The organism is Bacillus sp. F19, from assembly GCA_023823795.1.
Taxonomy (GTDB): domain Bacteria; phylum Bacillota; class Bacilli; order Bacillales; family Bacillaceae; genus Bacillus_P.
Window position 1 is genome coordinate 1421993 of sequence record CP085710.1, and the last position, 25192, is coordinate 1447184.

The 25192-nt window shown below is 40.6% G+C and carries 26 protein-coding genes and 2 pseudogenes; 20 read left to right on the plus strand and 8 right to left on the minus strand.

Annotation, left to right across the window (positions count from 1 at the left end; all coding sequences use genetic code 11):
* Window positions 1-426: 426 nt before the first annotated feature.
* Window positions 427-4563, plus strand: coding sequence for a S8 family serine peptidase (locus LIT25_07210; GenBank protein ID USK35109.1), 4137 nt, complete (start codon window positions 427-429; stop codon window positions 4561-4563).
* Window positions 4564-4625: 62 nt separating this feature from the next.
* Here LIT25_07210 and LIT25_07215 read toward each other — a convergent pair whose 3' ends face one another.
* Window positions 4626-4853: a hypothetical protein gene (locus LIT25_07215; GenBank protein USK35110.1), complete on the minus strand. Its 228-nt coding sequence runs from the start codon at window positions 4851-4853 to the stop codon at window positions 4626-4628.
* Window positions 4854-4951: 98 nt separating this feature from the next.
* Here LIT25_07215 and LIT25_07220 point away from each other — a divergent pair.
* The 8 genes and pseudogenes from LIT25_07220 (at window position 4952) to LIT25_07255 (ending at window position 10407) form a co-directional block, all read left to right on the plus strand.
* A pseudogene (locus tag LIT25_07220) lies at window positions 4952-5179 on the plus strand (helix-turn-helix domain-containing protein).
* 30 nt (window positions 5180-5209) lie between these two features.
* Window positions 5210-5482 (plus strand): DUF4158 domain-containing protein, encoded by a 273-nt coding sequence (locus LIT25_07225; GenBank protein ID USK35111.1) that lies wholly within the window; start codon window positions 5210-5212, stop codon window positions 5480-5482.
* A complete protein-coding gene (locus LIT25_07230) occupies window positions 5482-5856 on the plus strand; it encodes a DUF4440 domain-containing protein (protein USK35112.1) in 375 nt (124 codons plus the stop codon). The genes LIT25_07225 and LIT25_07230 overlap by 1 nt, the downstream gene beginning before the upstream one ends.
* Window positions 5857-6214: 358 nt before the next feature.
* Window positions 6215-6718 (plus strand): RNA polymerase sigma factor, encoded by a 504-nt coding sequence (locus LIT25_07235; protein USK35113.1) that lies wholly within the window; start codon window positions 6215-6217, stop codon window positions 6716-6718.
* A 164-nt stretch (window positions 6719-6882) separates the two neighbouring features.
* Window positions 6883-7278, plus strand: a complete 396-nt coding sequence (locus LIT25_07240) for a hypothetical protein (GenBank protein ID USK35114.1) — start codon at window positions 6883-6885, stop codon at window positions 7276-7278.
* Window positions 7279-7458: 180 nt separating this feature from the next.
* On the plus strand, window positions 7459-9060 hold the full coding sequence (locus LIT25_07245; GenBank protein USK35115.1) for a lamin tail domain-containing protein: 1602 nt from the start codon (window positions 7459-7461) through the stop codon (window positions 9058-9060).
* A gap of 208 nt (window positions 9061-9268) precedes the next feature.
* Entirely contained in the window at window positions 9269-10147 is an 879-nt protein-coding gene (locus tag LIT25_07250) for a choice-of-anchor I family protein (GenBank protein USK35116.1), read from the plus strand.
* A 56-nt stretch (window positions 10148-10203) separates the two neighbouring features.
* Window positions 10204-10407: pseudogene (locus tag LIT25_07255) on the plus strand (Ig-like domain-containing protein).
* On the opposite strand, the gene LIT25_07260 reads toward LIT25_07255, so the two are convergent.
* Complete coding sequence (locus tag LIT25_07260) at window positions 10378-10452, minus strand: hypothetical protein (GenBank protein USK36190.1); 75 nt, start codon at window positions 10450-10452, stop codon at window positions 10378-10380. The pseudogene LIT25_07255 and the gene LIT25_07260 sit on opposite strands and share 30 nt — an antisense overlap.
* 463 nt (window positions 10453-10915) lie before the next feature.
* On the opposite strand from LIT25_07260, the gene LIT25_07265 reads away from it, so the two are divergent.
* Window positions 10916-11314 (plus strand): peptidoglycan-binding protein, encoded by a 399-nt coding sequence (locus tag LIT25_07265; protein USK35117.1) that lies wholly within the window; start codon window positions 10916-10918, stop codon window positions 11312-11314.
* A gap of 400 nt (window positions 11315-11714) precedes the next feature.
* Here LIT25_07265 and LIT25_07270 read toward each other — a convergent pair whose 3' ends face one another.
* Window positions 11715-12626, minus strand: a complete 912-nt coding sequence (locus tag LIT25_07270; protein USK35118.1) for a hypothetical protein — start codon at window positions 12624-12626, stop codon at window positions 11715-11717.
* Entirely contained in the window at window positions 12627-13139 is a 513-nt protein-coding gene (locus tag LIT25_07275) for a sigma-70 family RNA polymerase sigma factor (protein ID USK35119.1), read from the minus strand.
* Window positions 13140-13361: 222 nt separating this feature from the next.
* On the opposite strand from LIT25_07275, the gene LIT25_07280 reads away from it, so the two are divergent.
* From LIT25_07280 to LIT25_07300, 5 genes are all read left to right on the plus strand, one after another.
* Entirely contained in the window at window positions 13362-14303 is a 942-nt protein-coding gene (locus tag LIT25_07280; protein USK35120.1) for an ABC transporter ATP-binding protein, read from the plus strand.
* Window positions 14300-15256 (plus strand): ABC transporter permease, encoded by a 957-nt coding sequence (locus tag LIT25_07285; GenBank protein USK35121.1) that lies wholly within the window; start codon window positions 14300-14302, stop codon window positions 15254-15256. The genes LIT25_07280 and LIT25_07285 overlap by 4 nt, the downstream gene beginning before the upstream one ends.
* Before the next feature lie 94 nt (window positions 15257-15350).
* Window positions 15351-16190 (plus strand): STAS domain-containing protein, encoded by an 840-nt coding sequence (locus tag LIT25_07290; protein USK35122.1) that lies wholly within the window; start codon window positions 15351-15353, stop codon window positions 16188-16190.
* 96 nt (window positions 16191-16286) lie between these two features.
* The gene (locus LIT25_07295) at window positions 16287-16643 is read left to right on the plus strand and encodes an MEDS domain-containing protein (GenBank protein USK35123.1); all 357 of its coding nucleotides are present in this window, start codon (window positions 16287-16289) and stop codon (window positions 16641-16643) included.
* A gap of 75 nt (window positions 16644-16718) precedes the next feature.
* Entirely contained in the window at window positions 16719-16862 is a 144-nt protein-coding gene (locus LIT25_07300; protein USK35124.1) for an MEDS domain-containing protein, read from the plus strand.
* A gap of 37 nt (window positions 16863-16899) precedes the next feature.
* Here LIT25_07300 and LIT25_07305 read toward each other — a convergent pair whose 3' ends face one another.
* A complete protein-coding gene (locus LIT25_07305) occupies window positions 16900-17301 on the minus strand; it encodes a hypothetical protein (GenBank protein ID USK35125.1) in 402 nt (133 codons plus the stop codon).
* A gap of 313 nt (window positions 17302-17614) precedes the next feature.
* Between LIT25_07305 and LIT25_07310 the strand changes: the two genes are divergently transcribed.
* The gene (locus tag LIT25_07310) at window positions 17615-18619 is read left to right on the plus strand and encodes an LLM class flavin-dependent oxidoreductase (protein ID USK35126.1); all 1005 of its coding nucleotides are present in this window, start codon (window positions 17615-17617) and stop codon (window positions 18617-18619) included.
* A complete protein-coding gene (locus LIT25_07315; GenBank protein USK35127.1) occupies window positions 18616-19239 on the plus strand; it encodes a peptidylprolyl isomerase in 624 nt (207 codons plus the stop codon). Before LIT25_07310 ends, LIT25_07315 begins: the two co-directional genes overlap by 4 nt.
* A 78-nt stretch (window positions 19240-19317) precedes the next feature.
* Here the strand turns inward: LIT25_07315 and LIT25_07320 are convergent, their stop codons facing one another.
* Window positions 19318-20367 (minus strand): lactonase family protein, encoded by a 1050-nt coding sequence (locus LIT25_07320; protein ID USK35128.1) that lies wholly within the window; start codon window positions 20365-20367, stop codon window positions 19318-19320.
* Window positions 20368-20799: 432 nt separating this feature from the next.
* On the opposite strand from LIT25_07320, the gene LIT25_07325 reads away from it, so the two are divergent.
* From LIT25_07325 to LIT25_07335, 3 genes are read left to right on the plus strand one after another with little or no spacing between them, the layout of a single operon-like run.
* Window positions 20800-21612: a basic amino acid ABC transporter substrate-binding protein gene (locus LIT25_07325; protein USK35129.1), complete on the plus strand. Its 813-nt coding sequence runs from the start codon at window positions 20800-20802 to the stop codon at window positions 21610-21612.
* 42 nt (window positions 21613-21654) lie between these two features.
* A complete protein-coding gene (locus LIT25_07330; protein ID USK35130.1) occupies window positions 21655-22311 on the plus strand; it encodes an amino acid ABC transporter permease in 657 nt (218 codons plus the stop codon).
* Complete coding sequence (locus LIT25_07335; protein USK35131.1) at window positions 22308-23030, plus strand: amino acid ABC transporter ATP-binding protein; 723 nt, start codon at window positions 22308-22310, stop codon at window positions 23028-23030. The genes LIT25_07330 and LIT25_07335 overlap by 4 nt, the downstream gene beginning before the upstream one ends.
* 88 nt (window positions 23031-23118) lie before the next feature.
* Here LIT25_07335 and LIT25_07340 read toward each other — a convergent pair whose 3' ends face one another.
* The gene (locus LIT25_07340; protein ID USK35132.1) at window positions 23119-23697 is read right to left on the minus strand and encodes an STAS domain-containing protein; all 579 of its coding nucleotides are present in this window, start codon (window positions 23695-23697) and stop codon (window positions 23119-23121) included.
* Window positions 23698-24007: 310 nt separating this feature from the next.
* The gene (locus tag LIT25_07345) at window positions 24008-25078 is read right to left on the minus strand and encodes a DUF3900 domain-containing protein (protein ID USK35133.1); all 1071 of its coding nucleotides are present in this window, start codon (window positions 25076-25078) and stop codon (window positions 24008-24010) included.
* Window positions 25079-25192 lie beyond the last annotated feature (114 nt).

A 25192-nucleotide genomic window follows, 5' to 3' on the forward strand; every position in this document is an offset into this window, starting at 1 on the left:
GTCTTTTCCCCAAGGTTAAAATGTATTGCATTCATAACTTGATAATTTATTACAAAATTTCACCCATCCACCTTTGAAAATATGCTATTTTCCACAGGTTTTCGTGCTTTATTGACATGTACTTAAAATATTTTTTAGTTGAATGGGTCAATGGAATCACATGGAAATCCCCCAATTTACACTGTTCTAAGGAGTAGGTATAATGAGAATTGTAATAATTTTCAGACAGAAGGGAAGGGGATGTGATTTAGAAGAAATAATATTCTCGGGCAAGATGGCTCTAATGCCAAATTGAAAAATGTAGTAGGAATTTTGTTGAAATCAAAATTGTTAAAGCGCACTTTCTCAGTTCTATCGCTTTTTACGCTTATGCTACAATAATTTCGTTACGATCTTTACAAATTCTTAGCAAGAAAGAGGGAGCCTATGAAAGAGAGAAAATATCGTTGGTATAGCAAAACATCGAAAACTTCAACTGCCATTGCTTTATCATTGGGTTTACTTTTCCCCTCCGTCCAGTTTGGGATCGGACCTGTTTCGGGTGCAACTGGTAAATCAGCAGAACAAATCTTAGCATCGCTCACCCCAGAACAACAAGCGGCCTTAAACCAACTCGAGATGACAGAAAACTATGGCTTGCAGGGATTTTCAGATGAAGATCTGAAATCAGACAAACACATTTCTGTTATCGTACAATTTAAGTCCAAGCCAGGAAAAGTAGCTGTATTAGAGGCCGCTCTGAAAGGCAAAAAAGTAACCAAACAAGAAGCCAACGAACAGGTAGATCAAGAACATTCCACATTCCAAAGTGATCTGGAAAAAATCTTACCTGCTGCCACTTCTTCTTCAGAAGTCAAAAGTGCAGAACCTTCTTATAAAATCACCCGTTCCTACAAAACTTCTTATAACGGGGTGGCTCTTACCCTTGCTGCGAACCAAGTAGAGACGTTGATGAAATCGGAAGTGGTCCAATCCGTACACAAAAATATCACCTTTACGGTAGAGCCCCCTTCCATCGCACAGGAAGAATCTAATAACGCTTCGACGCAAGCGGCTAGTGTTCCCCTTGTAGGAGTAGACAAGCTTCATGCGGAAGGAATCACAGGGAAAGGCGTAAAAGTAGGGGTAATCGATACAGGGGTCGACTACAATCATCCTGATCTAAAAGATGCCTTCAAAGGTGGCTATGACTTTGTCGATAATGACAACGATCCGATGGAAACCACCTACGCAGATTGGAAAAAGTCAGGTAACCCGGAATTCAATGGCTCCTCCTACTACACGGAGCATGGGACTCACGTATCTGGAATTATCGTCGGTCAAGCTAAAAACGATAGTGAAGTCTCTGTCAAAGGAGTCGCTCCAGATGCTGACCTCTATGTGTACCGTGTCCTTGGACCATATGGTAGCGGTACTTCGGAAGCCGTAATGGCGGGGATCGACCGAGCCGTTGCCGATGGCATGGATGTCATTAACATTTCCTTGGGAGCAGGAATTAACGATCCATACTTTCCAACGAGTACAGCCGTGAACTATGCGGTATTAAGTGATGTCACTGCCGTGGTGGCTGCGGGTAACTCAGGACTTAACTCTTACACTCTCGGCTCTCCTGGAACTGCTGCACTCGCTCTCACCGTTGGAGCCAGTGATGTATCCATTTCTCATTCGTCCATGAAAGGGGCGATCGGAACACTCAGTGGGCTGGAACTGCGTAACATGGCAAAATCCTTCACTGATAACCTATCTACTCTAGAAGGGAAAAGTTTAGAACTAGTAAACGTAGGTCTTGGTGGTAACGCGAATTACACGGGCAAAGATGTGAATGGCAAAATCGCTTTCGTTGCTCGGGGAACATATGCATTAGCTGATAAAGTGAAGTTTGCGAAACAACATGGCGCGGCGGCTGTCTTAATGTATAACAACGAACCTGGCCATATTCCTGCTTACTTGGGAGAAAATCAAAACTTTATTCCTACTTTCTCTCTTACTCAAGAGGATGGACTCAAGGTGAAGGAGCAACTAACTGCAGGAAATAAATCCTTCACATTTAGTAATTTAACTGTAACCAAAACACAAGGGGACACCCTAGCTGACTTCAGTTCTCGTGGACCAGCCAAAAGAACCTATGACATCAAGCCAGAAGTCACCGCTCCTGGAGTCAGTGTGTTGTCTTCTGTACCCGCTTACATCGGGAACCATGACGCACCAACCGATTACAAATATGCGTATGCTCGTCTCTCAGGTACTTCCATGGCAACGCCAAATGCGGCTGGTGTAGCAGCACTCTTATTACAAGTCAATCCAACGTTACAGCCTGAAGATGTAAAAACAATAATGATGAACACCGCTGATCCACTGAATGGTTCCTACAGTGTATTTGAAGTGGGAGCAGGACGCGTGGATCCTTATCAAGCCGTCCATACGGGGATGAAGATTCAAGTACAGGATACGACCCTAGTTCCTAACGCTGATGTAATCACTACTATCAAAGAAAAAACAGGTGGCATTGCGTTTGGCACTCATTATGCAGGTGAAGATCTTAGCGTTACCAAAAAGTTGAAATTTCAAAACCTAACTGATAAAGTAAAGAATTTCAATTTGAACGTTCAGTTCCAAGCGGTGAAAGGTAGCCTAGATGCCGTAGCCAACCAGGTACAAGTGAAATTCCACCCAACCTTAACAGTGGATCCAGCTTCTACCGAAAGTCTACATGTTACCATCGAAGTACCTAAAGCTGCTGCTGAAGGAATTTACGAAGGTTACCTCTTAGTGACCAACCAAGAGGATCAAACCGAGCAATATCGGATTCCATTTAGTGTTCGTACAGCGGAAGACAACTTCAAAACACTGGATATCGGAGGTAGTAATATATTTTCCCCAGCCTACTATCGCTATGATCACTATGGCGAATTTAATAGACATTCTTTGGTATCTGCGCAAATGAACTTGAAAACACCGATGAAAACCATGGACATGATCTTAGTAGACCGGAAATCGGGGCAAGAGCTTGGTTTCGTTGGACGACACAATCTGGTTGGAAAAAACGTCGATACAAACTATTTTCTAGTTATGTTTAATGGAAACTACTATCCGTTTACAGCCGATGGAATCTCTACAGAAACAGCACAAGCAAAACCGGGGCAATACCAACTGAAAACGATTACGACTACTGAGGCTGACAAAGTTCTTACCAAATCCTTCGATCTATTAGTAGATATTGATCTACCTACTTTTACAAGCTCATTGGATCAAGAGTCTCCGATCCTTGAGTACAAACCAGGTCAAACTACTTATCCATTTGAAGTGCAAATCTATGACAAAGAAATTGAAGCGGCAAAACAAGCAGGGATGGCAGTCGACCAATCGAAAAACTGGCTCTTGTGGTACTTCAACAGTCCATTACCTAGCTCTGTCCGTATGGACACAGCGGGAAAATGGAAAGAAGAAATACCGATGGATGAAAAAACTCCGGTCCTAAGCTTTAAGATGGATGGATTTGATGGAGGTGGGAACATAGGTGGAAGGAAAGCCTACTACTTTGTTAAAGAAGGTACTCCATTTGCTTATGGAACCAGTAAACAAAAATCGATCGCATTAGGGGAAACGATTACCACTACCCTCACACTGGACAATGTACAAAAATTAAAGTCAGCCACTTGGAATTTGTTAGACTATGACTATTATGGTCCTAAATTTGGCACTCAACTAGAAGTGGTTGAGGCAAAACCCAATGCAGCATTAAGTGAGTTTGGTGAAGGAACAGTAACCGTTACCTATACGAATGGAAAACCATCGATCAAACTAGATGTAGCGTCTACGAAAGAAGTTTCTGGCAAAATCCCTGCTGTAGACGTAACTATTAAGGTGAAAGATACTGCTTACACTACAGTAGCAGGATTTAATGCAAAGGTTTCTTATGTGAATGAAGCGGGCACATCAACCAATCTCTTCTTTGCACCATTTTCTTGGAACGTCACCCCTACGTTCTCTGAAGCATTTGGCTACCTTACAGCAGAAGGTTTTAGAAAGTATGCATCTGGTCAAGTTATCGCATGGTATAAAAAAGATTGGGTTCAAGCTGGGGCTAAAGTAATCTTTTCCGATGCTATGGGTAAAGTCTACGATGCAACTATAGATAGCAGATTCCAACCAGAGTTCCTTGTGACTAAGCTTCCGTTAACCGATCAACTATTTACCAAAGAAGTACACCTACCCGGGCACTTTATTACGATACAAAAAAATCAAAAAGTTGGCTTCTTACGCAACGGTGTGTGGTATGGGCAATATATGTACATTGACAACAAAGAAGCAGTAGCAGGTGATGTAAACCAAGACCAAGTAATCGACATTTACGATGCACTGGCGATTCAAGAAGCTTGGGGCACAAATAAACGCGAAGCAGATATTAACTTTGATGGTATTGTTAATGCAACAGACATCGGATTTGTCAAAACCAACTACTTAAAAGTAAATCCAGATGTAGAAAACACGCCAAAACCTGCAGATAATGTGAAGAGTAAAAGATTAGATGATATTTTAAGAGAACTTGGAGTTACACCTTAATTCAATTTGCTTTGGGAGTCCTGATCAGATCGGGGACTCTTTTTTTTTTATCATTTTAGCTCTTATTTGGACTGATAGCATGGTCCACAATAAATTCTGCCATAGGCTTCAAACGTTTCATTAGACTCTAAACGTTGACCGCAATCTGAACAACTCTCCCTATACACATTTGGGTCATATGTATAGGCAGAAATATAACGCATGAGCATTTCTTCTAATCCACGCTCCATACTGTTATGTCTGGCAATCATAAACGGAGTCGTATCTCCATTTTGTCGTTGGCGATCCATCCACCATCTTACTTGCTCATGAATGAATTGTGGCTCTGCACCTACATCCGACATCACTATATAGTCATATTTTTCAATATTCCCCCGGAAGTGGTCCTTTTGCAGCCTTTGCTGAATTTGAACGTAATCTCATTCAGGAACGTTCAGCAGCTGGTCGTGCTGCAGCAAGAGCCAGAGGGCGCTTAGGAGGAAGACCGGAAAAATTAGATAAGAAAGAATTAGAAATGTTAAAGACATTGGTGGCAAGTGGAACACCTATTACAGATATTGCTCAAATGTGGGGAGTTTCTAGAACAACTGTTTATCGGTATCTAGAAAAGAAATAAAATCTTTACTTGCAAAGGGATGGCAAAAATATGGCATCAAGAGGAAAAGAGTTACTGACAGCAGATCAAAGAGCAGAATTTGTACAAATACCGGCTGATATGACAGAACTCGAACTAGAAACCTATTATACTTTTTCGCAATATGACTTGGAAATTATTAAACGGCACAGAAGAGATCATAATCGTTTAGGATTTGCTGTCCAACTATGTGTTTTGTGCTTTCCGGGGTGGTCCCTTTCAGATGTTGAACCTATTCCAGATTATATAATCATGATTCATGTTTATAAAAAGGAGGAAGAATAATGAACTCACATCTAAAAGAACATTTAAAAGAATTAGAGAAAAGCCATACAAGTTTAGAAGTGCGGGAAAGCTGTGAAGAACTGGACAAGATACTTGCAGATGATTTCTTTGAAATAGGAAGTTCGGGTTATATGTTTGATAAAAAAGAATGTCTGGAAAGCGGAGTAGTATTGACAGAGATGACCTTACATAATTACGAAATTTATCCTTTAGCTTCGGATGTTGTATTATCCACCTATTTTATAAACGATAAAACCAGAAAGCGAAATACACTTCGCAGCTCAATCTGGAAATTGATCGATGGCAGGTGGCAATTGTTTTTCCATCAAGGTACCATAACTGATTTGCAGGTAAATGATGTTGAAAAAGAATAACTGATTAAATCCTTTTAAAATGTGCACTAGGAATCGCCGATTTTGATCCTGGCAAAATAATAACCTTATAAAGGAAAAAAGCTAGAATCGGTGGCTCAGATAGATATAATGCATTGTTTTGACCGCTCGCCCCTCAGCGGCTTGTGACCTTTCAGACCATTATTTTAATAAAATAAGTCAAAAGCTTAGGACCGTTTCCCTATACCGACTTTAATCAAAAATGACCAATAGTCAAATCTTAAAATTTCTTTAAAAAATCTTAAGAAAAAGTTTCCTTTCAACATGTGATAAGCTGAAATATAATCATGACATGGGAAGTTAATTTAACGAGAATACTAGAAAGACGGGTGAGTCATTCATGCCCTCAGCAGCTATAGTATGTAAAAAGGCTACTTTTAATGATATTTATCAAACTTATTATACGGTGATTTACCGGATTGCACTGCGGATCACAAAGGATCCCCATTTGGCTGAGGATATTGCCCAGGAAACCTTTCTTAAGGCTTTTTTGAAGATGGATACAATATTTGAAAAAGAGAAGCTGAAAAATTGGCTCTCCGCCATTGCGAGGAGAACGGCAATCGACTTGTTTTTAAGAAAGAAGAGAAACGAGATCTCGATTGAGGAGCAGCTGATAGCGGACGGCAGGGAACGGATAGAGGATACGATTGACTATACGCTGTTAAAAGAGAAGACGAAGCTTCTTATTTCTGCACTTAAATCCGATTACAGGGAAATTATGACGCTAAAACTTTTTTTGGAAATGAAAGATCAGGAGATTGCAGAGTATCTTTCATTGAACCTATCGACTGTTAAAACAAAAATACACAGAGCGCGAAAAGAATTGAAGGCTGCGCTGTAAAAGAGGATGAAAACTCATGGGAGTTCATCCTCTTTTTATTTCCGAAGTGTTAGGGTCTAGTTCAATTTCAAGAACATAATCTAAAAATAATTGGAAATATTTATCGGAAAAATGAAACTTTAACATGGTTGAACAGTATTAGCAGTTATAAGGGGGGAAAAGATATGGTCTATTTTTTTACACTTATCCTTTACGCTGTCACACTCGGTTTCATTGGACTTGGTATCTTTATGCTATTCATTGGTTATGAAAAAAAGAAAACAATCATTGTTCTAACCATCGCCCTCATTTTAGTCATTGCGGGACTATCCATTAATAAACTTATTCCTGTCTCAGAAAGTGAAAGAACGATAAATGTAGACAATAAAGCAGTTTCTGAAATAGATGGCGTTTTCCATTGTGTTTTGAAAGACGACTATCTGGAAATGGATTTCAGCTATGAAAATAGTGATAAAATCAAAGCTGAAACCTTCTGTTCACAATTTAATCAAGGTGAAAAGTATACGATAAAATACGTTCGGGAAAATGGTGTTTATCATATACAGGAAGTGATCAATTAACCTTCTCGATCTATATCAAAATGCAAAAAGGGTGTTTCATAAACATCCTTTTTTAGTGATTTTCTTTACAAAACCCGAACAAAAATTTACAAAAACCTGATAGTTTCCGACATGGTTTTCACGCTACTCTTAATTTATAGGTCGTAAGAATGATAGAAAACCATGTTCAGGGGGAAAATCATGAAAAACACATGTCTGTATCGTAAATTCGGCCCATTGTTTTTAGCAGGTCTATTACTTGCTTCGAATTTTCCGGCAAGTTTTCATTCGGCAAAAGCTGAAAAGGTATCTCAGTCGAAACTGATCATCAATGAGGTATACGGCGGCGGGGGCAAGGCTTCTAAGGTTTCTTTTAAAAATGATTTTATTGAGCTTTATAATCCAACGAATGAAGATCTTTCACTTGAAGGATATCTTCTTACTTATACAAACAGCACCGGGGATACAGTGCAAACGTACGAATTTAATGAGAATCATGTGGTAAAAGCAAATGATTATTTCCTTCTTCGAGGCGAAGCAGCGATTGGAAATGAAGGCGATAAAGGTTACGGTAAGATTTTTGAAGCGGACGTATATTTTGATGCTCCTGAAGCAGGAATCGGGATGAGCGATGAGAAAGGCAATGTTGAGCTGAAAAAAGGGGAAGATGTGATTGATGCAGTAAGCTATGGAGAGCCAAAAATGGTTAAAGGGGAAGGTACTCCTGTCAAGGGCTTAACGTTTGAAACAGCAGCAAGAAGAATTGCTTTTAAAGATACGAACGATAACCGCACAGACTTTGAAGCCGCCGCTCCCTCCCCTACAATATCAGGTAAAAAGGAAGGCGACGTTTCACTGATTGACACTATGAAAATTACTGATGTGAAATCAGAAATAGAGATTGCAGGTAAACTAGTTACTGTAGAAGGTACGGTGTCTGCTGCAAACGTAAAGGTCAATGCAGATGCCATGCCGGTCACATATATTCAGGATGCGACCGGAGGAATAGCAGCTGCAGGTCTTGATGCAAAGAAAGGGCAGCGTGTCCGTGTAACAGGGATGGTTCAAGAAGATAATGGAACTCGTAGATTATTAACACAGGAAACTGTACTTTTGGATGAAAAAGAATCAGATGTTGCTGAGATGCCGGTTTCTGCAAAGGATGCCTCATCTAATGAAGGCTCTCTTGTCAGCGTGACTGGGGAAATCACAGCCAAAACAGATGATACACTGACGATTGACGATATTTTGACTGTCTATGTTGATGCTTCGATTGGAACAGCACAGGATTATAAAACAGGAGATTTCATTACCGCATCTGGAATCATCGCTTTAGATGAACAAAAGCAGCCGCGCCTGATTGTAAGCAGCCTTGGAAATATTATGATTAATGAGGCGAAGCTGCCAGATACGCTTCAGCTTAAAAAGATAGCCGGATTCAGCACAGGTGTGACGGACGAAGATGGCGGAGTGGCAGAGATTGTGAAATACAATCCTGATAACAAGAAGTTTTACGTCATTAATGGGAAGAGCCAAACGATCGATATTGTCCTTTTAGATGGCTTAACTTCTGAAGAAGGCCAAGAGCTGAAAAAGGAAAAATCACTTAATATTGCGGATGCCGTGAACACGGATTCCTTTAAGTACGGCGATGTAACAAGTATTGATATTAATACTGAACAGAAGGTGATAGCTGCCGCTGTCCAAGAGGCAGACTATACCAAAGCCGGCAAAATAGCCGTAATGGATTATGACGGAAATATTTTAAAAACGTTTGATGCCGGAATTCAGCCAGATGGGTGAAGATATCTGAGGATGGACGCTGCATTTTGTCAGCTGATGAGGGTGAACCTAGAGCAGGACTGGAAAACGGAGTGGATCCAGAAGGCTCAGTAACCATTATAAATGTTGAAACTGATAAAGTGAAAAAGGTAAGGTTCAATGATTCAAGTGTGATTGATAGCGATGTTCACATCCGCAATAACGGCAAAAAGAAGATGCCGTTCGCGACTTGGAGCCTGAATATATTGCCTTGTCTAAAGACGGAAGCAAAGAGTATGTTTCTCTTCAAGAAAACAATGCCATTGCTTCGATTGATGTGGCCACAGGCAAAGTGATATCGGTTAAATCTCTTGGTTATAAGGATCATTCACTTTCTGGGAATGAGCTTGATGCAGCACGAAATGACAAAATTGAGATTGAAAGACTTCCGGTCTTAGGTGCTTATATGCCTGATTCTATTACACAAGTAGAAATCGGAGGTATTAGCTATCTCGTTACGGCAAATGAAGGTGATGCAACAGAGTGGGAAGAGTTTGAAAACATCGCCGACTTTTCAGATGTGAAAGAAAGCATCTCCCTTAAATCTAATCTTTTTAAAGGAATGTCACCCGAGGAAGCAGAATCGGCTTTTGATAAAATGAAGAACTCAGGAGATTACGATAAGCTTGAAGTTCTTACTGATCGAGGCACCGACGCGATCTATACACTCGGCGGAAGATCATTCTCCATTTGGAAGGCAGACACGATGGAGCTTGTTTACGACAGCGGAAGCGATTTTGAAAAAATAACGGCACAGCGCTATCCTGAGGTTTTTAACTGGTCAAACGATGATTCGGCGTTTGAGAAACGCAGTGCGAAAAAAGGACCTGAGCCAGAGGATGTCAAAATCGGCATGATCGGAAATGAAGTATTTGCATTTGTAGGCCTTGAGAGGATCGGCGGAATGATGGCGTACAACATTTCAAATCCTGAAAGCTCTCAATTTGCGAATTACATCAATACTAGAGACTTTTCAAAGGCAATTGCCGGCGACGTTGCCCATGAAGGTCTGGAATTTGTACCTGCAGAGAAGAGTCCGACAGGCCGACCGCTTGTTCTATATCGGTAATGAAGTCAGCGGGACCGCAGCAATCAATGAAGTGCAAGTAGATCCGGTCATAGGAATTGAAGGGACCCTCGCTTACTCAATCTGAAGCAGCCCTTGAAGCGGGTGAAACAATCGTACTCCAAGCTTCCATTCAGCCTGAGAATACTACGGAAAATAAAAAGCTAAGCTGGACAAGCTCTGATGAAAAGATTACGGCTGTCAGCGATGAAGGTATTGTTACAGCAGCAGCCTCAGGAACAGCTGTCATTACTGTTCATACAGCGGAAAGTGCACATCGTGCAGAAGCGGTGACTGCAGTCAATCAAAAGCCTGCTCTGCCTGAAAAAGATCCTGACGATGAGGAAACAGCTGAAAATGAGGATCCACCAGCCAATGAAGCAACAGACGTGGAAGATTCAAAAGATAACCATGATTCTTCTGAGAAAAACACAGCGGAATTTCTCTCCCGTCGACAGCAACAGCGAACTGCCAATTGATCCTTTGGGGTACGATTATTGCCGCAGCAGGAGGAATTTTATATTTGGTTTATAAACGCAGAACAATTGAAGTATAAAAAAAGCAGAAGCTTTAGGCCGCTCGGCTGGAGTTTCTGCTTTTTTATTTAGATTTTTACGAAATGGTTCATTTTTCCTGAAAAAAGTGAAACTTCTTGTCTAGTGACTCGTAGCTATAGTACAGTTCTAAAAATTTGACTCATACATATGGGAATCAGAAATGTGCGGTCGGGTCGGCAGAACTGAATGATCGATTTTTCAGGGGGAAATGAGAATGTCATTAGAGGCAAAAGCGTATTCATGCAATGGAAGAAGTTCATGGTCAGGAAGTACACGTTCAGAAACAGAAGGGTATCAATGGATAATCAATACTTCGGACAAAGGCTATGTCAAATCTGGAGTATCCATTTACGGAGTAGTCCTGAGCAACACAGTTATTGATTTCAGCACTTCCTTTATCGTCAAAAATGGCTATTCAGGCAACAAATCATCTAATGTAGCAAGCATTCAAAGAACGCTTGCATGCCTTGGCTATTCACCGGGCGCTGCTGATGGGATCTTCGGAAGCCAGACAGAACGGGCAGTGAAGGAATTTCAGGCTGACAAAGGCCTTCCTGCTGACGGAATTGTGGGCAAGGATACATATTATTGCTTATCAACTGCCAGATACTAAAAAAAGCGTGTTATCCTTCACTGTGAAGGATAACACGCTTTTTTATTGGATATTTATAAAAAAAACAAAAACATAGTTCACTTATCGGATTAATATATTATAAAATACAGACAATTAAAAAAGTTTATTTGCTAATCGGAAAACCGAAGGCTCCAGGTCTTGCTTCAAAGCGGGAATTGGAGCCTTTATGCTTATCAGGGAAAGGGTGGTAAAACATGAGTTAAAAAGTCTAACTTTTGGCCACCCGGGCAGACTGGCAGCATATTTCCGCCTTGATAGAAATAACTAGAATAAAGACCAATAACCACTTAAATCATTCAAAGAAAAAAGCTGACTCAGGAAGTGTCGTTTTTAAAACGGCCTTTTGAGTCAGCCTTTTTAACAGGTTTGAATCGATATATTATGAATCTTTACTGCTCAATCCTTCATCTGTTTCCTCAATCGGACTATTGAACTCTTCAATGATTTCTGCACCTTCAGGTGGTTCAAGATCAAATAATCCATGATTTTTATTATATTCCTTTACTTCAAACTGGATGACTTTTGGCTGATCATCGATTGCTTTCCCGTCATCCACAAGCATTTCTTTCACCACATATCCTGTTTCCTTATCAAACCAGAACTCAACGATCCAATCATCACTATAGGTAATTTGATAACGCTCTGCCTTTCTTCCCGCAATAGTCGTTTCCCCTAAACTCTTTATCTGATCAGGACCTAATTCTTTTAGAATGTCTTGTGTAACTTGAGATGCTGTTAAAAGCAGTTCAGTAATAGTAAATATGTTCTTTTCTTTATCGTAACTTTTCTGGAATTTTCCATTTACAACTGCCACATTCCCATTTTCATATTCCCGTCTTTCTTTTCTTCCTGAAACATACTGCTTACTCTTATCGTCAAAAACAATATAAATAATCAGCTCTGTTTCCTTCTTCTTCTTTTTATCCTCATCCATATACTCCAGCGGTTTGTCCATTTCTAAAAACTTTTCTCCGATTAATTCATTGAGCGCCCTTTCTATCGCTGCTTTGACAGGAGGGGTGTTCCAGGCTGCAAAACACAGGATGAAGAGGGATGCACAAATGAGTGCTGCGCGTTTTAAGTATTTATATGGATTTGGCTTTTTCTTTTGAGGAAGCATGACCTCTTTATCTTCGAGAATGATGTCCAAAGCTTCTTCAAGCTGCAGAAATTGTTCAAAGGCTTCTGAGCATTCTTCGCATTCTTCAATATGCTCAAGCAGGGCATCCTGTTCCGTCTCTGACAGCTGATCAAAGAAAAGAATTTTTTCCTGGCATTTTTCGCAGTTCATTTATAGCACCCCCTTACTTTTAAGAGCGTCCATTAATTTTTTGCGGCCCCTAAATACTCTTGTCTTTACCTTTGCAAGGGAAATTTTTAGGCTTGCGGCTATTTCTTCGTATGAACGGCCTTGATTTCTTAAGATGAGAATATTCTTTGTTTCCTGATCAAGTGTCTGAAAAACTTCTTTAACCTCGCCGATCATTTCTTTCGACAAAAATGCCCGTTCAGGAGTTTCTGTGCTTATGCTGATGTGGTGCTTGTATTCTTCACTCACATGCTGTACAGTGTCCTGATTTCGTTTCATTTTTCGTAAATGGTCATAGGTTGTGTTTTTTGACAGAATCGTAATCCAAGCTTCGATATTTTCAGGATATTCTTTCTCTTTGTCTGAAAAGTACCGAAAGATTTTAATTGAAGCATCTTGAAGGATGTCATCGACTAGAGAAGGATTCTTGATTAACTTCCTGATGGTCCTCTCCATTCTGGGACGGTGTGCTTCAATCAGTTGTTCAACATTCACTGTTTCCAATCTCCCCACCCTTTTTCCTTACTGAATTGACGTCGCGTAATGCCATTAGTTTCAAAAAAATGTAAAATAAATCATAAAAATCCAAACCTCTGTCATTATAACAAAGGAAAGCGTGTCCAAATGAAATTATTTTATGATAATGGAAACTTTTTCCCGTCTGCTTCGTATTACAAATGGATACATAAATCGATAGGAAGAAATGAGGTTTCAAACATGACGCAGTATGCACTTGAAGTGCAGTCTCTGACAAAGAAGATCGGCAAAAAAACAATCGTGGATGATGTCAGCTTTCAAGTAGAAAAAGGAGAGATTTTTGGCCTGCTTGGCCCTAATGGAGCCGGAAAAACAACGATCATCCGAATGATTGTCAATTTGATTAACCGCACTGGCGGGAATGTCATCATCAATGGCCATAATCTCGATGATTCCTTCAAGGAAGCGATGAGCGAGATTGGCGCAATCGTTGAGAACCCGGAGTTTTACAAATATATGAGCGGATTAAAAAACATCCGTCATTATGAACGAATGGCTGTAAAAGATATTTCGGAAAAACGCAGAAACGAAGTCATTGAACTTGTAGGACTTCAGCATGCGATGCATCAAAAGGTAAAAACATATTCACTTGGCATGCGCCAGCGTCTCGGAGTTGCGCAGTCTTTATTACATAATCCCTCTGTTTTAATTTTTGACGAGCCCACAAATGGCCTTGATCCCCAGGGAATCAGAGAGTTCAGAGATTATTTGCGCAAACTTGCAGACGATGGGATTTCTGTACTTGTCTCTTCTCATCTGCTTTCTGAGATGCAGCTGATGTGCGACCGGTTTGCGATTATTGAAAAAGGAAAATTGATTCATATCTCATCCATGCATGATTCAATGGAAGAGAGCAAAGAAATGACGCGAGAAGTTGTTTTTGAAGTAAGCGACAGCTCTGAGGCGGCCATTCTCATTAAAGAAAAAGGCTTATATGAAGGTGTGATTGAAGCAAATGGCGATCAGCTTAAGCTTCATTTGGATAAGGAAAAGACGATGGTCATCAACCAGCTGCTCGTTCAAAACGGAATCGGCGTTTACGGAATCGTGAGCCATAAAGCTACACTTGAAGACCGCTTTTTAGAGCTGACGAACAAAGAGAAAAAGGAGCAAATGCAATGATTGGACTAATACAAAATGAATGGATGAAAATCTTTTCGAAAGTGTCCAGCTGGATTTATCTTATATTAATAGTCATGATCGTATCAAGCGCTGCTTTTATTGATTATAAGTTTACAGAAAAACCAAGCGAAGACTGGCGTCAGGATGTTCAGGCAGAAATCACTCAGCTGCAGCAGGAAATGAAAGAGCTGCCTGAAGAAGAACGGGAATGGCAGCAAATGCAAATCAGCGAAAAGCAGCTGTATTTGCAGGAAGATATAAATCCCAACGCCAAGAGCACGTGGCATTTTCTAAATAATATTGTCTTTATGATCACTTCTGTCGTTACATTGTTTGCGGTTATTGTGTGCAGTGCCAACGTTGCTTCTGAATTTTCGGATGGCACCATCAAACAGCTGCTGATCAGGCCGCATAGAAGATGGAAGGTATTGCTTTCAAAATACATCGCAGCGACGCTTTATTCGCTTCTTCTTTTGCTCGTGCTGCTGACTGCCGGTTATTTAGCAGGTCTAATCATGTTTGGCGCAGGCGACTATAGTGAAAGAATGTTTGAGATTTCGATGGATGGTCAAATGAATCCTGAAAATATCGTCGCTGTAGGCGATCAAGCTGTGCTGAAGCTGCTTTATTTCCTGCCAAGTTTATTCATTGTGACTGCCATTGCTTTTATGCTGTCGACTTTATTTAAAAGTCAGGCGCTTGCCGTTGGCATCGGAATCTTTGTTCTCTTTTTCTCTTCGACAATCGGAGGCGTCATTCTTTTCGTAGCTAAAAAATACACATGGACGAAATTTTTAATTTTTCCTCACATGGATTTGACCGTTTATGCTTATCAGGATAAAATCCTTGATACAATTACGCTGCCAATCTCCTTGCTGATTTTGGCCATCTATTATGCGGTATTTATGACGGTGACATTTGTTTATTTCCAGAAAAGAGATATTAGCATATAATTTTCCACCAAAAAGAATCAATTCGTTTGGTTCTTTTTTGGTTTGTGGAGTAAAATAGAGGACAGATAGTGAAGAAATCAGGAGGAAAAACATCGTGCACAGAAACCAGAAATTCTATAATTATTTGCAGCAGCGTGCGCATCATTTAACAGAAGAGTGGTATGAGTCCCTCGATAAATCGAAAACAGGCGGAGTGTACACATCGAATGATCCTGAAGTCATTAAAGAGCTGAAGGCGCAAAACCAGGAATTTCATCAGAGATTTATTCAGGTATTTGCCGAGGAAGACATAAATTTTATGGAGCTCTTTGAAGAATGGATCGAGAAAATCGCTAAGGACGGTGAGCATTTAAATACACCGATCCAGTTTATTATTAAAGAATTTATGAGAACGCGAAGCCAGTATTTAGATGAAGTATGTACATTTGCGGGTCTCTATCCTGATGAATACTCACAAGAGCAGTTTAATGCCTGGAAGGATTTAATCGTCAGAGCACATGACAGAGTCATCTTTCATTACGTTGAAGAAACACAAAAAACGGCTGACCGCCAATTAAAAGCTCAACAGGAAATGATTTATGAGCTCAGTTCGCCTGTTATCAAACTTCAAGATGATACAGCCTTGCTTCCGCTTGTTGGAGATATTGACACAGCACGAGCTAAAATGGTTCTTGAAAATACGTTAAAACAATGTTCCGAAAAAAGAGTTTCTCATTTGTTTATTGATCTATCAGGAGTAGTTATGATTGATACAATGGTAGCGCATCAAATTTTTCAATTGATTGATGCGTTGAATATGATCGGAATTAAGACAACATTGTCAGGCATACGCCCTGAAATCGCGCTCACTTCCATGCAGCTTGGTCTGTCGTTTGACAATATTTCAATTAAATCAACGTTATCTCAAGCTCTTGCTTCTAAGCCTGATAAATAATATATGTAGAGGTCCACAGATTTAAGGACATAAAATGTAACCATCAACGAAGAGCGTTAGGGCGGCTTTATATTGATAAAAGCCCATTAAGGGGTAATGAACGTTGAATCAAAAAATTATGCAGTTTACAAGAGAATTACAGCTTCATCTGGCGGTCATATTTTTTATTATTTTCATGATGAAAAACGGTATATTAAAAATACGGTTTCCTATATTCTTGCAGGCATTGAACAAGGGGACTGTGTTCTTATCATTGAAAATGAAAGAATATTTCCTTCTGTATACAAGAAAATTCAACGTCTTTTGACAGAAGAACAGCTTACTATGATCCATTATATAAATAATTTTGATTTCTGCTGTTTGAATGGTGATTTCCATTCTGAAACAATACTAGATTATGTTTCTTCTATTTTAGATCCATATATTACAAAAAATATTTCTATCCGGACTTAGGCACATGTAGAATGGGGAAATATAGCAGAAATAACGGATGTCATCGGAGAATTTGAAAATCAGGCGAATACAGCAGTGTCTTCACTGGAACTAATCTCAGTGTGTGCCTATGATGCAGACAGAGTGCCTGACTCGCTTAAGGAATCATTATTGAGGTCTCACGGATATCTAATGACAGATGAAGAATTCAAGAAGCAGACTATTGAACAAGATAAATAAAATCGCTTTATGTAAGAGCGAAGAAAAATCTCCGCTCTTATTTTTTGTATTCAACTGCAGCCGTTTCAATTTTAGCTAAAATCGTTGTTATTTTTCCGTTCAGCTCTTTTTCTTTGACGGGTATCACTCGCCACCCTTTTTGATCGAGGTACTTCCTTTTTTTAAAATCCTCAATTTTGTCGGTTTCGCAGACGCAGCGCAGGGCAATCCGATAATATGGGAGAACTAAATCCAGCGTATACGGTCCGCATTTTTCTTTAACCCTTACATAGTAGCCATTGTTGTGGAGCGTATCATAAAGCCTGCGCTGCATCCTGTTTTCACATTTTTGAGCTTGATTCAGAAAGATAGCAGGGTCAAAACTTACATGAAGATAAAAGAGGACAATTAATAATGGCAGCCATAAAAAGAATAAGAATAAAAGTGTAACCTGTGTCATGCTTATCACCTCTGCCCATTAGCTTTTGCAAATCAGGCATGAACCATTCTTTTTATGGTTAGTGGAAAATAATGTAAGCATTCATGGTAAAATGATAATAAAGCGGCTGCCAAACTTTATTTTTAGGGTTAGTGGAAAATAATGCAAGCATTCATGGTAAAATGATAATAAAGCGGCTGCCAAAGCTTGTAAATGAAAGCGCAGACCTTCTTTTCTTATAGTAAAAGCAGGAAAGCAGAAGCAAGAAAGCTTCAATTTTAAGCAGTCAAGCGTGTAAAATAGAAGCATCAAAATCCAGAAAGAAGTGGAAGGTTTGAAGCTGAGTATTCTAGATCAGGCGCCGATTGCAAGCGGTGCAACCCCGCAGAACGCGCTGCAGGAATCATTGAAGCTTGCACAGCTCGCTGAAAAAACGGGTTATACCCGTTATTGGATAGCCGAGCATCATGATATGTCCGGGCTGGCATGTCCTGCGCCGGAAGTGATGCTGAGCTATATTGGTGCCGGGACAAGCACAATCCGGATCGGGGCTGGTGCGATCTTACTGCCGCATTACAAACCATACAAAGTGGCGGAAACGTTTCATTTGCTTGCCTCTCTTTTTCCGGGAAGAATTGATCTGGGAATTGGACGGGCCCCGGGCGGGTCAGCTGAAGCAACGATGGCGCTGTCCGATAATTTCCTTGAAAACGTACGGACAATGCCGCAAAAATTGAAAGAGCTGCTTCGCTTTTTACATAACGATTTTCCAGATGAGAATATGTTCTCTAAAATTAAGGCTTCGCCCATTCCAGCAGAGCCTCCTGAAGTTTGGCTTCTCGGCACAAGTGAAAAGAGCGGCAAGCTTGCTGCTCAGATAGGAATAGCATACGCATTCGGCCAGTTTATGAGTGATAAGGACGGGGCGGAAATGCTGAAGGGATACCATACTCACTTTCAGCCGAAATATGAACTAAAGCAGCCCAAATCCATTCTGACCGTAAATGCCGTTTGTGCAGAAACAACAGAAAAAGCAAAAGAAATGGCATTGAGTGCTCATCTTTGGAGAATTCAGCAATTCCAAGGGATAACAACCGGCATTCCATCTGTCGATGAGGCAAAAGCTTACAAATACAGACCCGAAGAACGGGAAATGATTGTGGCAGCGGAAAAAAAGATGGTGATAGGAAATCCGTCTGAAGTTCGGAAGCAGCTTATGGACATCGAAAGAAACTACAATGCGGACGAGCTGATGATTGTTACAATTACCCACAGCTACGATGACCGCCTCAAATCTTACGAATTAATCGCACAGGAAATGGGAGAGATGATGAAATGAAGAAATTAGGTTTTGTATTAATGACGCTGCTTTTACTACTAATGGCAGCTTGCGGTAATGAAGCTGATGATCAAAGTTCTGATAAACCGTCAAAGAAGGTTGAAAAAAATCCAGTTGTTACAATTACAATGGAAAACGGTAAGGAAATCAAAGTTGAGCTGTATCCGGAGATTGCACCCAACACTGTGGCTAACTTCGTTTCGCTAATCAACGATAAATTTTATGACGGACTGATTTTCCACCGTGTGATACCTGAATTCATGATCCAGGGCGGTGATCCTGAAGGAACCGGGACAGGGGGGCCAGACTACGCTATTAAAGGGGAATTTAGTTCAAACGGATTTGAAAATCCGCTCAAGCATGAACGCGGAGTCATCTCAATGGCACGTTCGCAGGCTCCTGACAGTGCAGGCTCACAATTTTTCATCATGGTCGCTGACTACCCAAGCTTAGACGGCGAATATGCCGCTTTCGGAAAAGTAACAGAAGGCATGGATGTAGTAGATGAAATCGTAAGCGCAGAAACAAATGGAGAAAAGCCAGTTAAAGATCAAAAAATGAAAACTGTAACCGTCGATACATTTGGCGAGGAGTACGGGAAGCCCGAGAAGGTGGAGTAGAGGAAAGCAGCGGGAATCCGCTGCTTTTATTTTGCCTTTTTATGTTCATACGGAGCTTTGTGTGGGTGGTTTTTTACTTTATTGATTCAAAAATTTCACACAAACCGGATCCGGAACCGTTACATCAGATTGAAGCAAAGTCAGCGTGCCTGTTTCTTGATTTCTTTCAAATAAAACAAGGTTGCTGCTTTCCTGGTTTGAGGCAATCAGAAATTTTTCAGTCGGATCAAGAGCGAAGTCACGAGGCCAGTGACCTTCTGTTGATGTGCGTTCAACAAATGTCAGCTCTCCGCTGTCGCTGTTTGTGCTGAATACGGCAATGCTGTCATGGCCGCGGTTGGCTGCATAAACGAACCTTCCGTCAGAAGAAATGTGGATCGCACTGCCCTGATTATTTTCAGTGAAATCATCGGGAATTGTTGAGATGTACTGTAATTCAGTAAAGCTGCCATCTTCTTGATTGTAAGCAAGAACGACAACTTCATTGCTCAGCTCCGTCATTAAATAAGCAATTTTTCCGTTCGGATGGAACGTCATATGTCTTGGGCCGCTTCCTCCATGTAAATGAAGGCTGTGTATTTCGTTTAATTCACCTTTGTTTAATTCGTAGGTATACAGTTTATCTGTTCCTAAATCGATGGCCGCCACATATTTCTGGTCAGGGGTAAAGCCCGCATAATGGGCATGTGGTCCATCCTGTCTGTCTTTATTGGGTCCGTCTCCTACATGCTTTTTAATAGAGAGAGAAGGATAAAGAGTTTCGCTGTCAGTGTTCATTTCATACGATTCAATCGTGCCGTTATGATAATTGGCCGAAACAACAAATTGATTCTCGTCATTCACACTGACATGACAAGGAGAGGCGCCCCGCAGAAGCTGGCGGTTCAATTCCTTTAATTCGCCTGTTTCCGTATTTCTTGAGTAAGCTGCTACGCCGCCTGCCTCACCTTCTTTAGCAACGGCATAAACAAAGCGGTTGTCCTTGCTGAGGTTTAAGTATGTAGGGTTTTCAAGGGCTGCAGCAACGCTGACTTCACCCAGTTTTTTAGCAGCAGTATCAAGTGTGAAAGTGTAAATTCCTTTGCTGTCGCCTTTTGTGTAGGTACCAATATAGCCAGTATACTTCATCTTTTTTCCTCCTATTTAGTAGGTTTGCCTTTATTTTAGCACATGAAGCGCGTGAACTCTCATTTGAAAGGTCAGATATTCATCCATACCCTCCCGCCTTGAAAACAGAAACCCTTTTTCTTTAAATATATCCTGTAGCTATTCCAATAATTTCGGTACGCTTGGCAGGTAGTGTATCCTTTCATTTTTTTACAAACCTATCAATCGAATATTAACAAGTTAGGAGAGAATGCAGGAAGCATTCTCTTTTTGTGTGTATTTTCAAACTATTAAAAAAATTTTTATTGAAAAAAGATTGGACAACCAATATGATAATAAAAAATGCACTCATGTAATAAAAGGTAACATTTTGTTATTTTTTAGGAAAAAAGGAGGTGAAAGGCTAAGTCACTTAAGCAAAAAATGGAAACCATTAGAAAAGGGGGAAATTCTATGAAAAACAGCAGTAAGCTTATAGGTGTCCTGTTATTTACCATTATTCTCATGCTATCTGGATGCGGCAGCAGTGAGAAAACAAGCAATGGGGCAGAGTCAGATGAGAAGAAAGTCCTTAAAGTTGGAACTGATGCGGCATTCGCGCCGTTTGAATACATGGATAAAGGGAAGATTGTTGGCTTTGATGCCGATTTTCTGGCTGCGGTTATGGAAGAGGCAGGCTATAAGCATAAACTCGAAAACATCGGGTGGGATCCATTATTTGCATCCATACAAGGGAAACAAATCGATTTGGCGATCTCAGGTATTACAATCAATGACGACCGCAAACAAACCTATGATTTTTCAATTCCTTATTTTGAATCCACACATATGATTGTTTTTAAAGAAGGTGCAGATATAAAAAGCGCTGAAGATCTTAAAGGGAAGAAAATCGGCGTGCAAAACGGTACAACCGGACAGATTGCAGCAGAAAAAGTAGTCGGCGCAAATAACAATATTTCAAAATATGAAACTACCGCTGTTGCTTTTATGGCACTTGAAAATAATGACGTTGAAGTGGTTGTGACAGATAATGTTGTGGCAAGTGAATATGCAAAGAACAATCCAAACAGCAAAGTCAAAGCGATAGAAGATAAAGATAGCTTTGAATCTGAATTTTACGGTTTAATGTTTCCGAAAGACAGCAAGTTAAAAGCAGAATTTGATGCAGCTATTAAAGCGGTCATTGAAAGCGGGAGTTACGCAGAAATCTATGAAAAGTGGTTTGGAAAAGAGCCGAGTGTAGATACTCTATTAAAAGCAGAATAAATACCAGGCTTTTCATTCGATTTAAACACAAAGGAGACAGCTATGGATTTCCGTTTTGATATTATAGTAGATTATCTGCCGCTTTTTATAGAAGGAACACTATGGACAATCGCCATCACGATTATGGGCGTACTGCTTGGCGCAATTTTAGGTCTTTTTATCGGAATAGGTAAAATGATGAAAAACCCGCTGGCAAAGCTGCCTTTTGTCTGGTATATCAATTTTTTCAGAGGAACACCGCTGCTGGTTCAGATATTCATTATCCATTTCGGCGTTATGCCGTTGTTTATGTCGACCGTAAACCCCATCATTTCAGGAGTTGTCTCCTTAGCCTTAAATGCTGCTGCTTACATAGCGGAAATTTTCAGAGCCGGCATTAAGTCAATCGACAGGGGACAGATGGAAGCTGCACGATCACTTGGAATGAATCATATGCAAGCAATGAAGGAAGTAATTTTGCCGCAGGCAGTGAAACGGATGATTCCTCCGCTTGGAAATGAATTTATCGTGCTGCTTAAAGATTCTTCGCTGATTTCGTTAATTTCAGTGCCGGAATTAATGTATTGGGGCAAGGCCGCAACCGGTCAATATTACCGGATTTGGGAACCATACTTAACAGTCGCTTTCGTTTATTTAGTGCTTACATTAAGCCTAACCTATTTGCTAAATTACGTTGAAAGAAGGTTAGACACAGAATGATCTCGGTTAAAGCACTGAAAAAATCTTTTGGTAAAAATGAAGTACTTAAAGGGATATCAATGGAAGTACAGCCGCAGGAAGTTGTCGTCGTTATTGGACCTTCAGGCTCAGGAAAATCAACGTTTCTGAGGTGCTTGAATTTATTAGAAACCATTTCTGAAGGGCATGTGTACATCGAAGGAGCGGATTTGACCGCCAGATCGACAGACATCAATGCTATACGAAAAGATGTGGGAATGGTCTTTCAGCATTTTAATTTGTTTCCGCACAAGACAGTCCTTGAAAATCTGACGGTCTCACCCATCATTGTACGAAAATGGAGCAAGGAAAAAGCAGAAGCTAAAGCAAGAGAGCTGCTGCAAAAAGTGGGGCTTTCTGAAAAAGTAAATGTTTATCCGGATTCCTTATCAGGCGGACAAAAGCAGCGTGTGGCGATTGCACGGGCACTCGCGATGGAACCGAAAATCATGTTATTTGACGAGCCAACCTCCGCACTGGATCCGGAAATGGTTGGAGAGGTGCTCGAAGTCATGAAGCAGCTGGCTAAAGAAGGAATGACAATGATGATTGTCACACATGAAATGGGATTTGCCCGTGAAGTAGGAGATCGTGTCATTTTTATGGATGAGGGCATGATTATCGAAGAGAACACCCCGATGGAATTATTTGAAAATACGAAGCATGAACGAACAAAGAGTTTTCTCAGTAAGATTTTATAGAAGCAAAAAAAGCTGCAGCCAACTAAAATGGCTGCAGCTTTTAACGTTTTCGAAAACCGTAATCATGCAGAGCGTGTTTCATATTAAATTAAGTCGTAACTGAATTAAAATCAAGTCCAAGGCTCATAATGGTCTGGGCAATTTCTGGACGAATGCCTGTCAGTACGGTCTCAATGCCGCTAAGCTTTAAAGCATCAACGATTTTGAAAAATTGATCAGCAACCATTGTTTCGATAATCGGAACTCCGGATACATCCAGAATCACATGCTCTAAATTCAGACGGGCTCCTTCATGGAGCGCAACTTCCATAATTAAGGAAGCACGGCGAGTATCGATTGCGCCAACAAGCGGGATAACGGCGATGCCATCTGCAATCGGCACAACAGGTACAGATAATTCTTCAAGCGCCGAATAAGCGATCTCTATTAAAGCGTTGCTGTGATCTTCATAAACATTGCCGATTACACTGCACGTCTTATCAAGGAGAGGATCGATTATTTTTGAGACATCAAGCATCGTAATGGCTGAAAAATTGTTTTTATGGAGCTCTTCAGTGAGGGTGTCCCATAATGCAGTACGGTACTCAGCAATTGCACGCAGACATTGGCTTAACGGAACATCAAAATGAATCGCCCGCTTAGAGATTTTAATGCTCCAATTTTTCACATTCTCATTTTTTACAGACTCTTTTTCTCCGCATAAAGCCTGTCCTAAATATCCAATCAGTTCTTCACGGAATGCAATGCGTTCTTTTAACGGAAAACCGGATTCTTCAGCTGCTGTGTATGCTGTGAATCTTGTACCTTTGGGATATTCAGCGTTATCTGCCGTGCGTTTTCCTGTATTTTATGACCGATGTTTGCTCTACACACTGCTTTGATGCCCTTTTATTACCCAAAGAGATGCGAATAAGAAAATGGGGTCATCAAACTACTTCTATGAGTACCCCAAAAAACAAAATATGAAAAGAGATTTTTTAATTAGATTCCGTTTTATTAGCAATCCTCTCAATAATCTCCCCAAGCTCATCCGGCCGGTGAAACTCAATCGGCGAGACCCCTTTCTCAAATTGAATCGTATCCGCCTCAACAAGCAATACATACCTTCCATTAATCTTGCCTAAATGAATATTCTCCCCAAAGTCGGCAAGCAAGCCTTTAATAGAAGTTTCACCAAGCTTCATTTTCAATTCAGCTTCCGGCGTGTGCTCAACAATCTGTGCAGCAGCTTCAATGACTTGATGCGTGTCTAATCGCTCTTGAATCTCCCTTTTTTCGCTTGCTTCCCAGATTTCCATGTCATGCTCAAACTGCTGGCGCTCCTGGCTGTTTTCCTCGTAGGTTTCGAGAACATGCTCCTGAACCATGCTCATCACTTGGGTTTTCATGATTTCGGGCATGGATTCTCCGTATTCGACGAATTTTAAGAAGTCTTCAAAGTAGCGGGCGTGTGAGGCCTGATGAATTTTCAGCTCGCCCGGCTCTGTCATTCCTTCTTCAGGCATATGCGGGTACTGAATTGATTTCATGTTTTTTGTTGTGATCGCCATTTGCACGTTGCGGATGAGCGTGGATTCATCCGAGATTGAAGCAACTTTTGGTTCAAAATCACATTTTAAGATGAACAAAAAAGTATCTTCAAAGTATTTTTCCGGAGTGGCAGAAAGAACTAGAAATGCCCCGCCGCGAACTGCGCTTGCATCTAAATAAGCCCCGACAAATCGTTCGCTCGCTTCTTTAAACGATTCCTTTGTATCAGCAGTAAGCGCTTTGTGGAAAAGGTTGTAGTTCGGATTAGAATCCAGCTCATATCCTGGCTCAACGACAAAGTGGCCAAGCTTCGTCGGAACCTGTTCGCTGCGCGGATGCTTCTCGACTTTGCGCTTGACGATTTTCTTCAGTTCGCCGTCCAAAAAGTCTTTCAGTGCGTTCCCTTCGTATTCTTCTGTTGTTAATGTTTGAAAATGCTTGTATTGTTTATTGGCATTCTCCTCTTTGCCATCCACTTGGATAAGGTAAAAAGAGAGATAATTAATTTTGAATTCCATAGATTCACCTGCTTCTTTTTCAGTTCCTCAAGTGTAAAAGATTGGACTATAGCAGTCAATCTATTACAATATGTTTCTCAATGATTTTAATAATGTAAGATTCATAATATGGTG

Bases quoted from the DNA above. Each gene is read 5' to 3' on its own strand.
- LIT25_07210 (USK35109.1), top strand. From the start codon at position 427: ATGAAAGAGAGAAAATATCGTTGGTATAGCAAAACATCGAAAACTTCA.
- LIT25_07215 (USK35110.1), bottom strand. From the start codon at position 4,853: ATGGATCGCCAACGACAAAATGGAGATACGACTCCGTTTATGATTGCC.
- LIT25_07225 (USK35111.1), top strand. From the start codon at position 5,210: ATGGCATCAAGAGGAAAAGAGTTACTGACAGCAGATCAAAGAGCAGAA.
- LIT25_07230 (USK35112.1), top strand. From the start codon at position 5,482: ATGAACTCACATCTAAAAGAACATTTAAAAGAATTAGAGAAAAGCCAT.
- LIT25_07235 (USK35113.1), top strand. From the start codon at position 6,215: ATGCCCTCAGCAGCTATAGTATGTAAAAAGGCTACTTTTAATGATATT.
- LIT25_07240 (USK35114.1), top strand. From the start codon at position 6,883: ATGGTCTATTTTTTTACACTTATCCTTTACGCTGTCACACTCGGTTTC.
- LIT25_07245 (USK35115.1), top strand. From the start codon at position 7,459: ATGAAAAACACATGTCTGTATCGTAAATTCGGCCCATTGTTTTTAGCA.
- LIT25_07265 (USK35117.1), top strand. From the start codon at position 10,916: ATGTCATTAGAGGCAAAAGCGTATTCATGCAATGGAAGAAGTTCATGG.
- LIT25_07270 (USK35118.1), bottom strand. From the start codon at position 12,626: ATGAACTGCGAAAAATGCCAGGAAAAAATTCTTTTCTTTGATCAGCTG.
- LIT25_07280 (USK35120.1), top strand. From the start codon at position 13,362: ATGACGCAGTATGCACTTGAAGTGCAGTCTCTGACAAAGAAGATCGGC.
- LIT25_07285 (USK35121.1), top strand. From the start codon at position 14,300: ATGATTGGACTAATACAAAATGAATGGATGAAAATCTTTTCGAAAGTG.
- LIT25_07295 (USK35123.1), top strand. From the start codon at position 16,287: ATGAACGTTGAATCAAAAAATTATGCAGTTTACAAGAGAATTACAGCT.
- LIT25_07305 (USK35125.1), bottom strand. From the start codon at position 17,301: ATGACACAGGTTACACTTTTATTCTTATTCTTTTTATGGCTGCCATTA.
- LIT25_07315 (USK35127.1), top strand. From the start codon at position 18,616: ATGAAGAAATTAGGTTTTGTATTAATGACGCTGCTTTTACTACTAATG.
- LIT25_07320 (USK35128.1), bottom strand. From the start codon at position 20,367: ATGAAGTATACTGGCTATATTGGTACCTACACAAAAGGCGACAGCAAA.
- LIT25_07325 (USK35129.1), top strand. From the start codon at position 20,800: ATGAAAAACAGCAGTAAGCTTATAGGTGTCCTGTTATTTACCATTATT.
- LIT25_07330 (USK35130.1), top strand. From the start codon at position 21,655: ATGGATTTCCGTTTTGATATTATAGTAGATTATCTGCCGCTTTTTATA.
- LIT25_07335 (USK35131.1), top strand. From the start codon at position 22,308: ATGATCTCGGTTAAAGCACTGAAAAAATCTTTTGGTAAAAATGAAGTA.
- LIT25_07345 (USK35133.1), bottom strand. From the start codon at position 25,078: ATGGAATTCAAAATTAATTATCTCTCTTTTTACCTTATCCAAGTGGAT.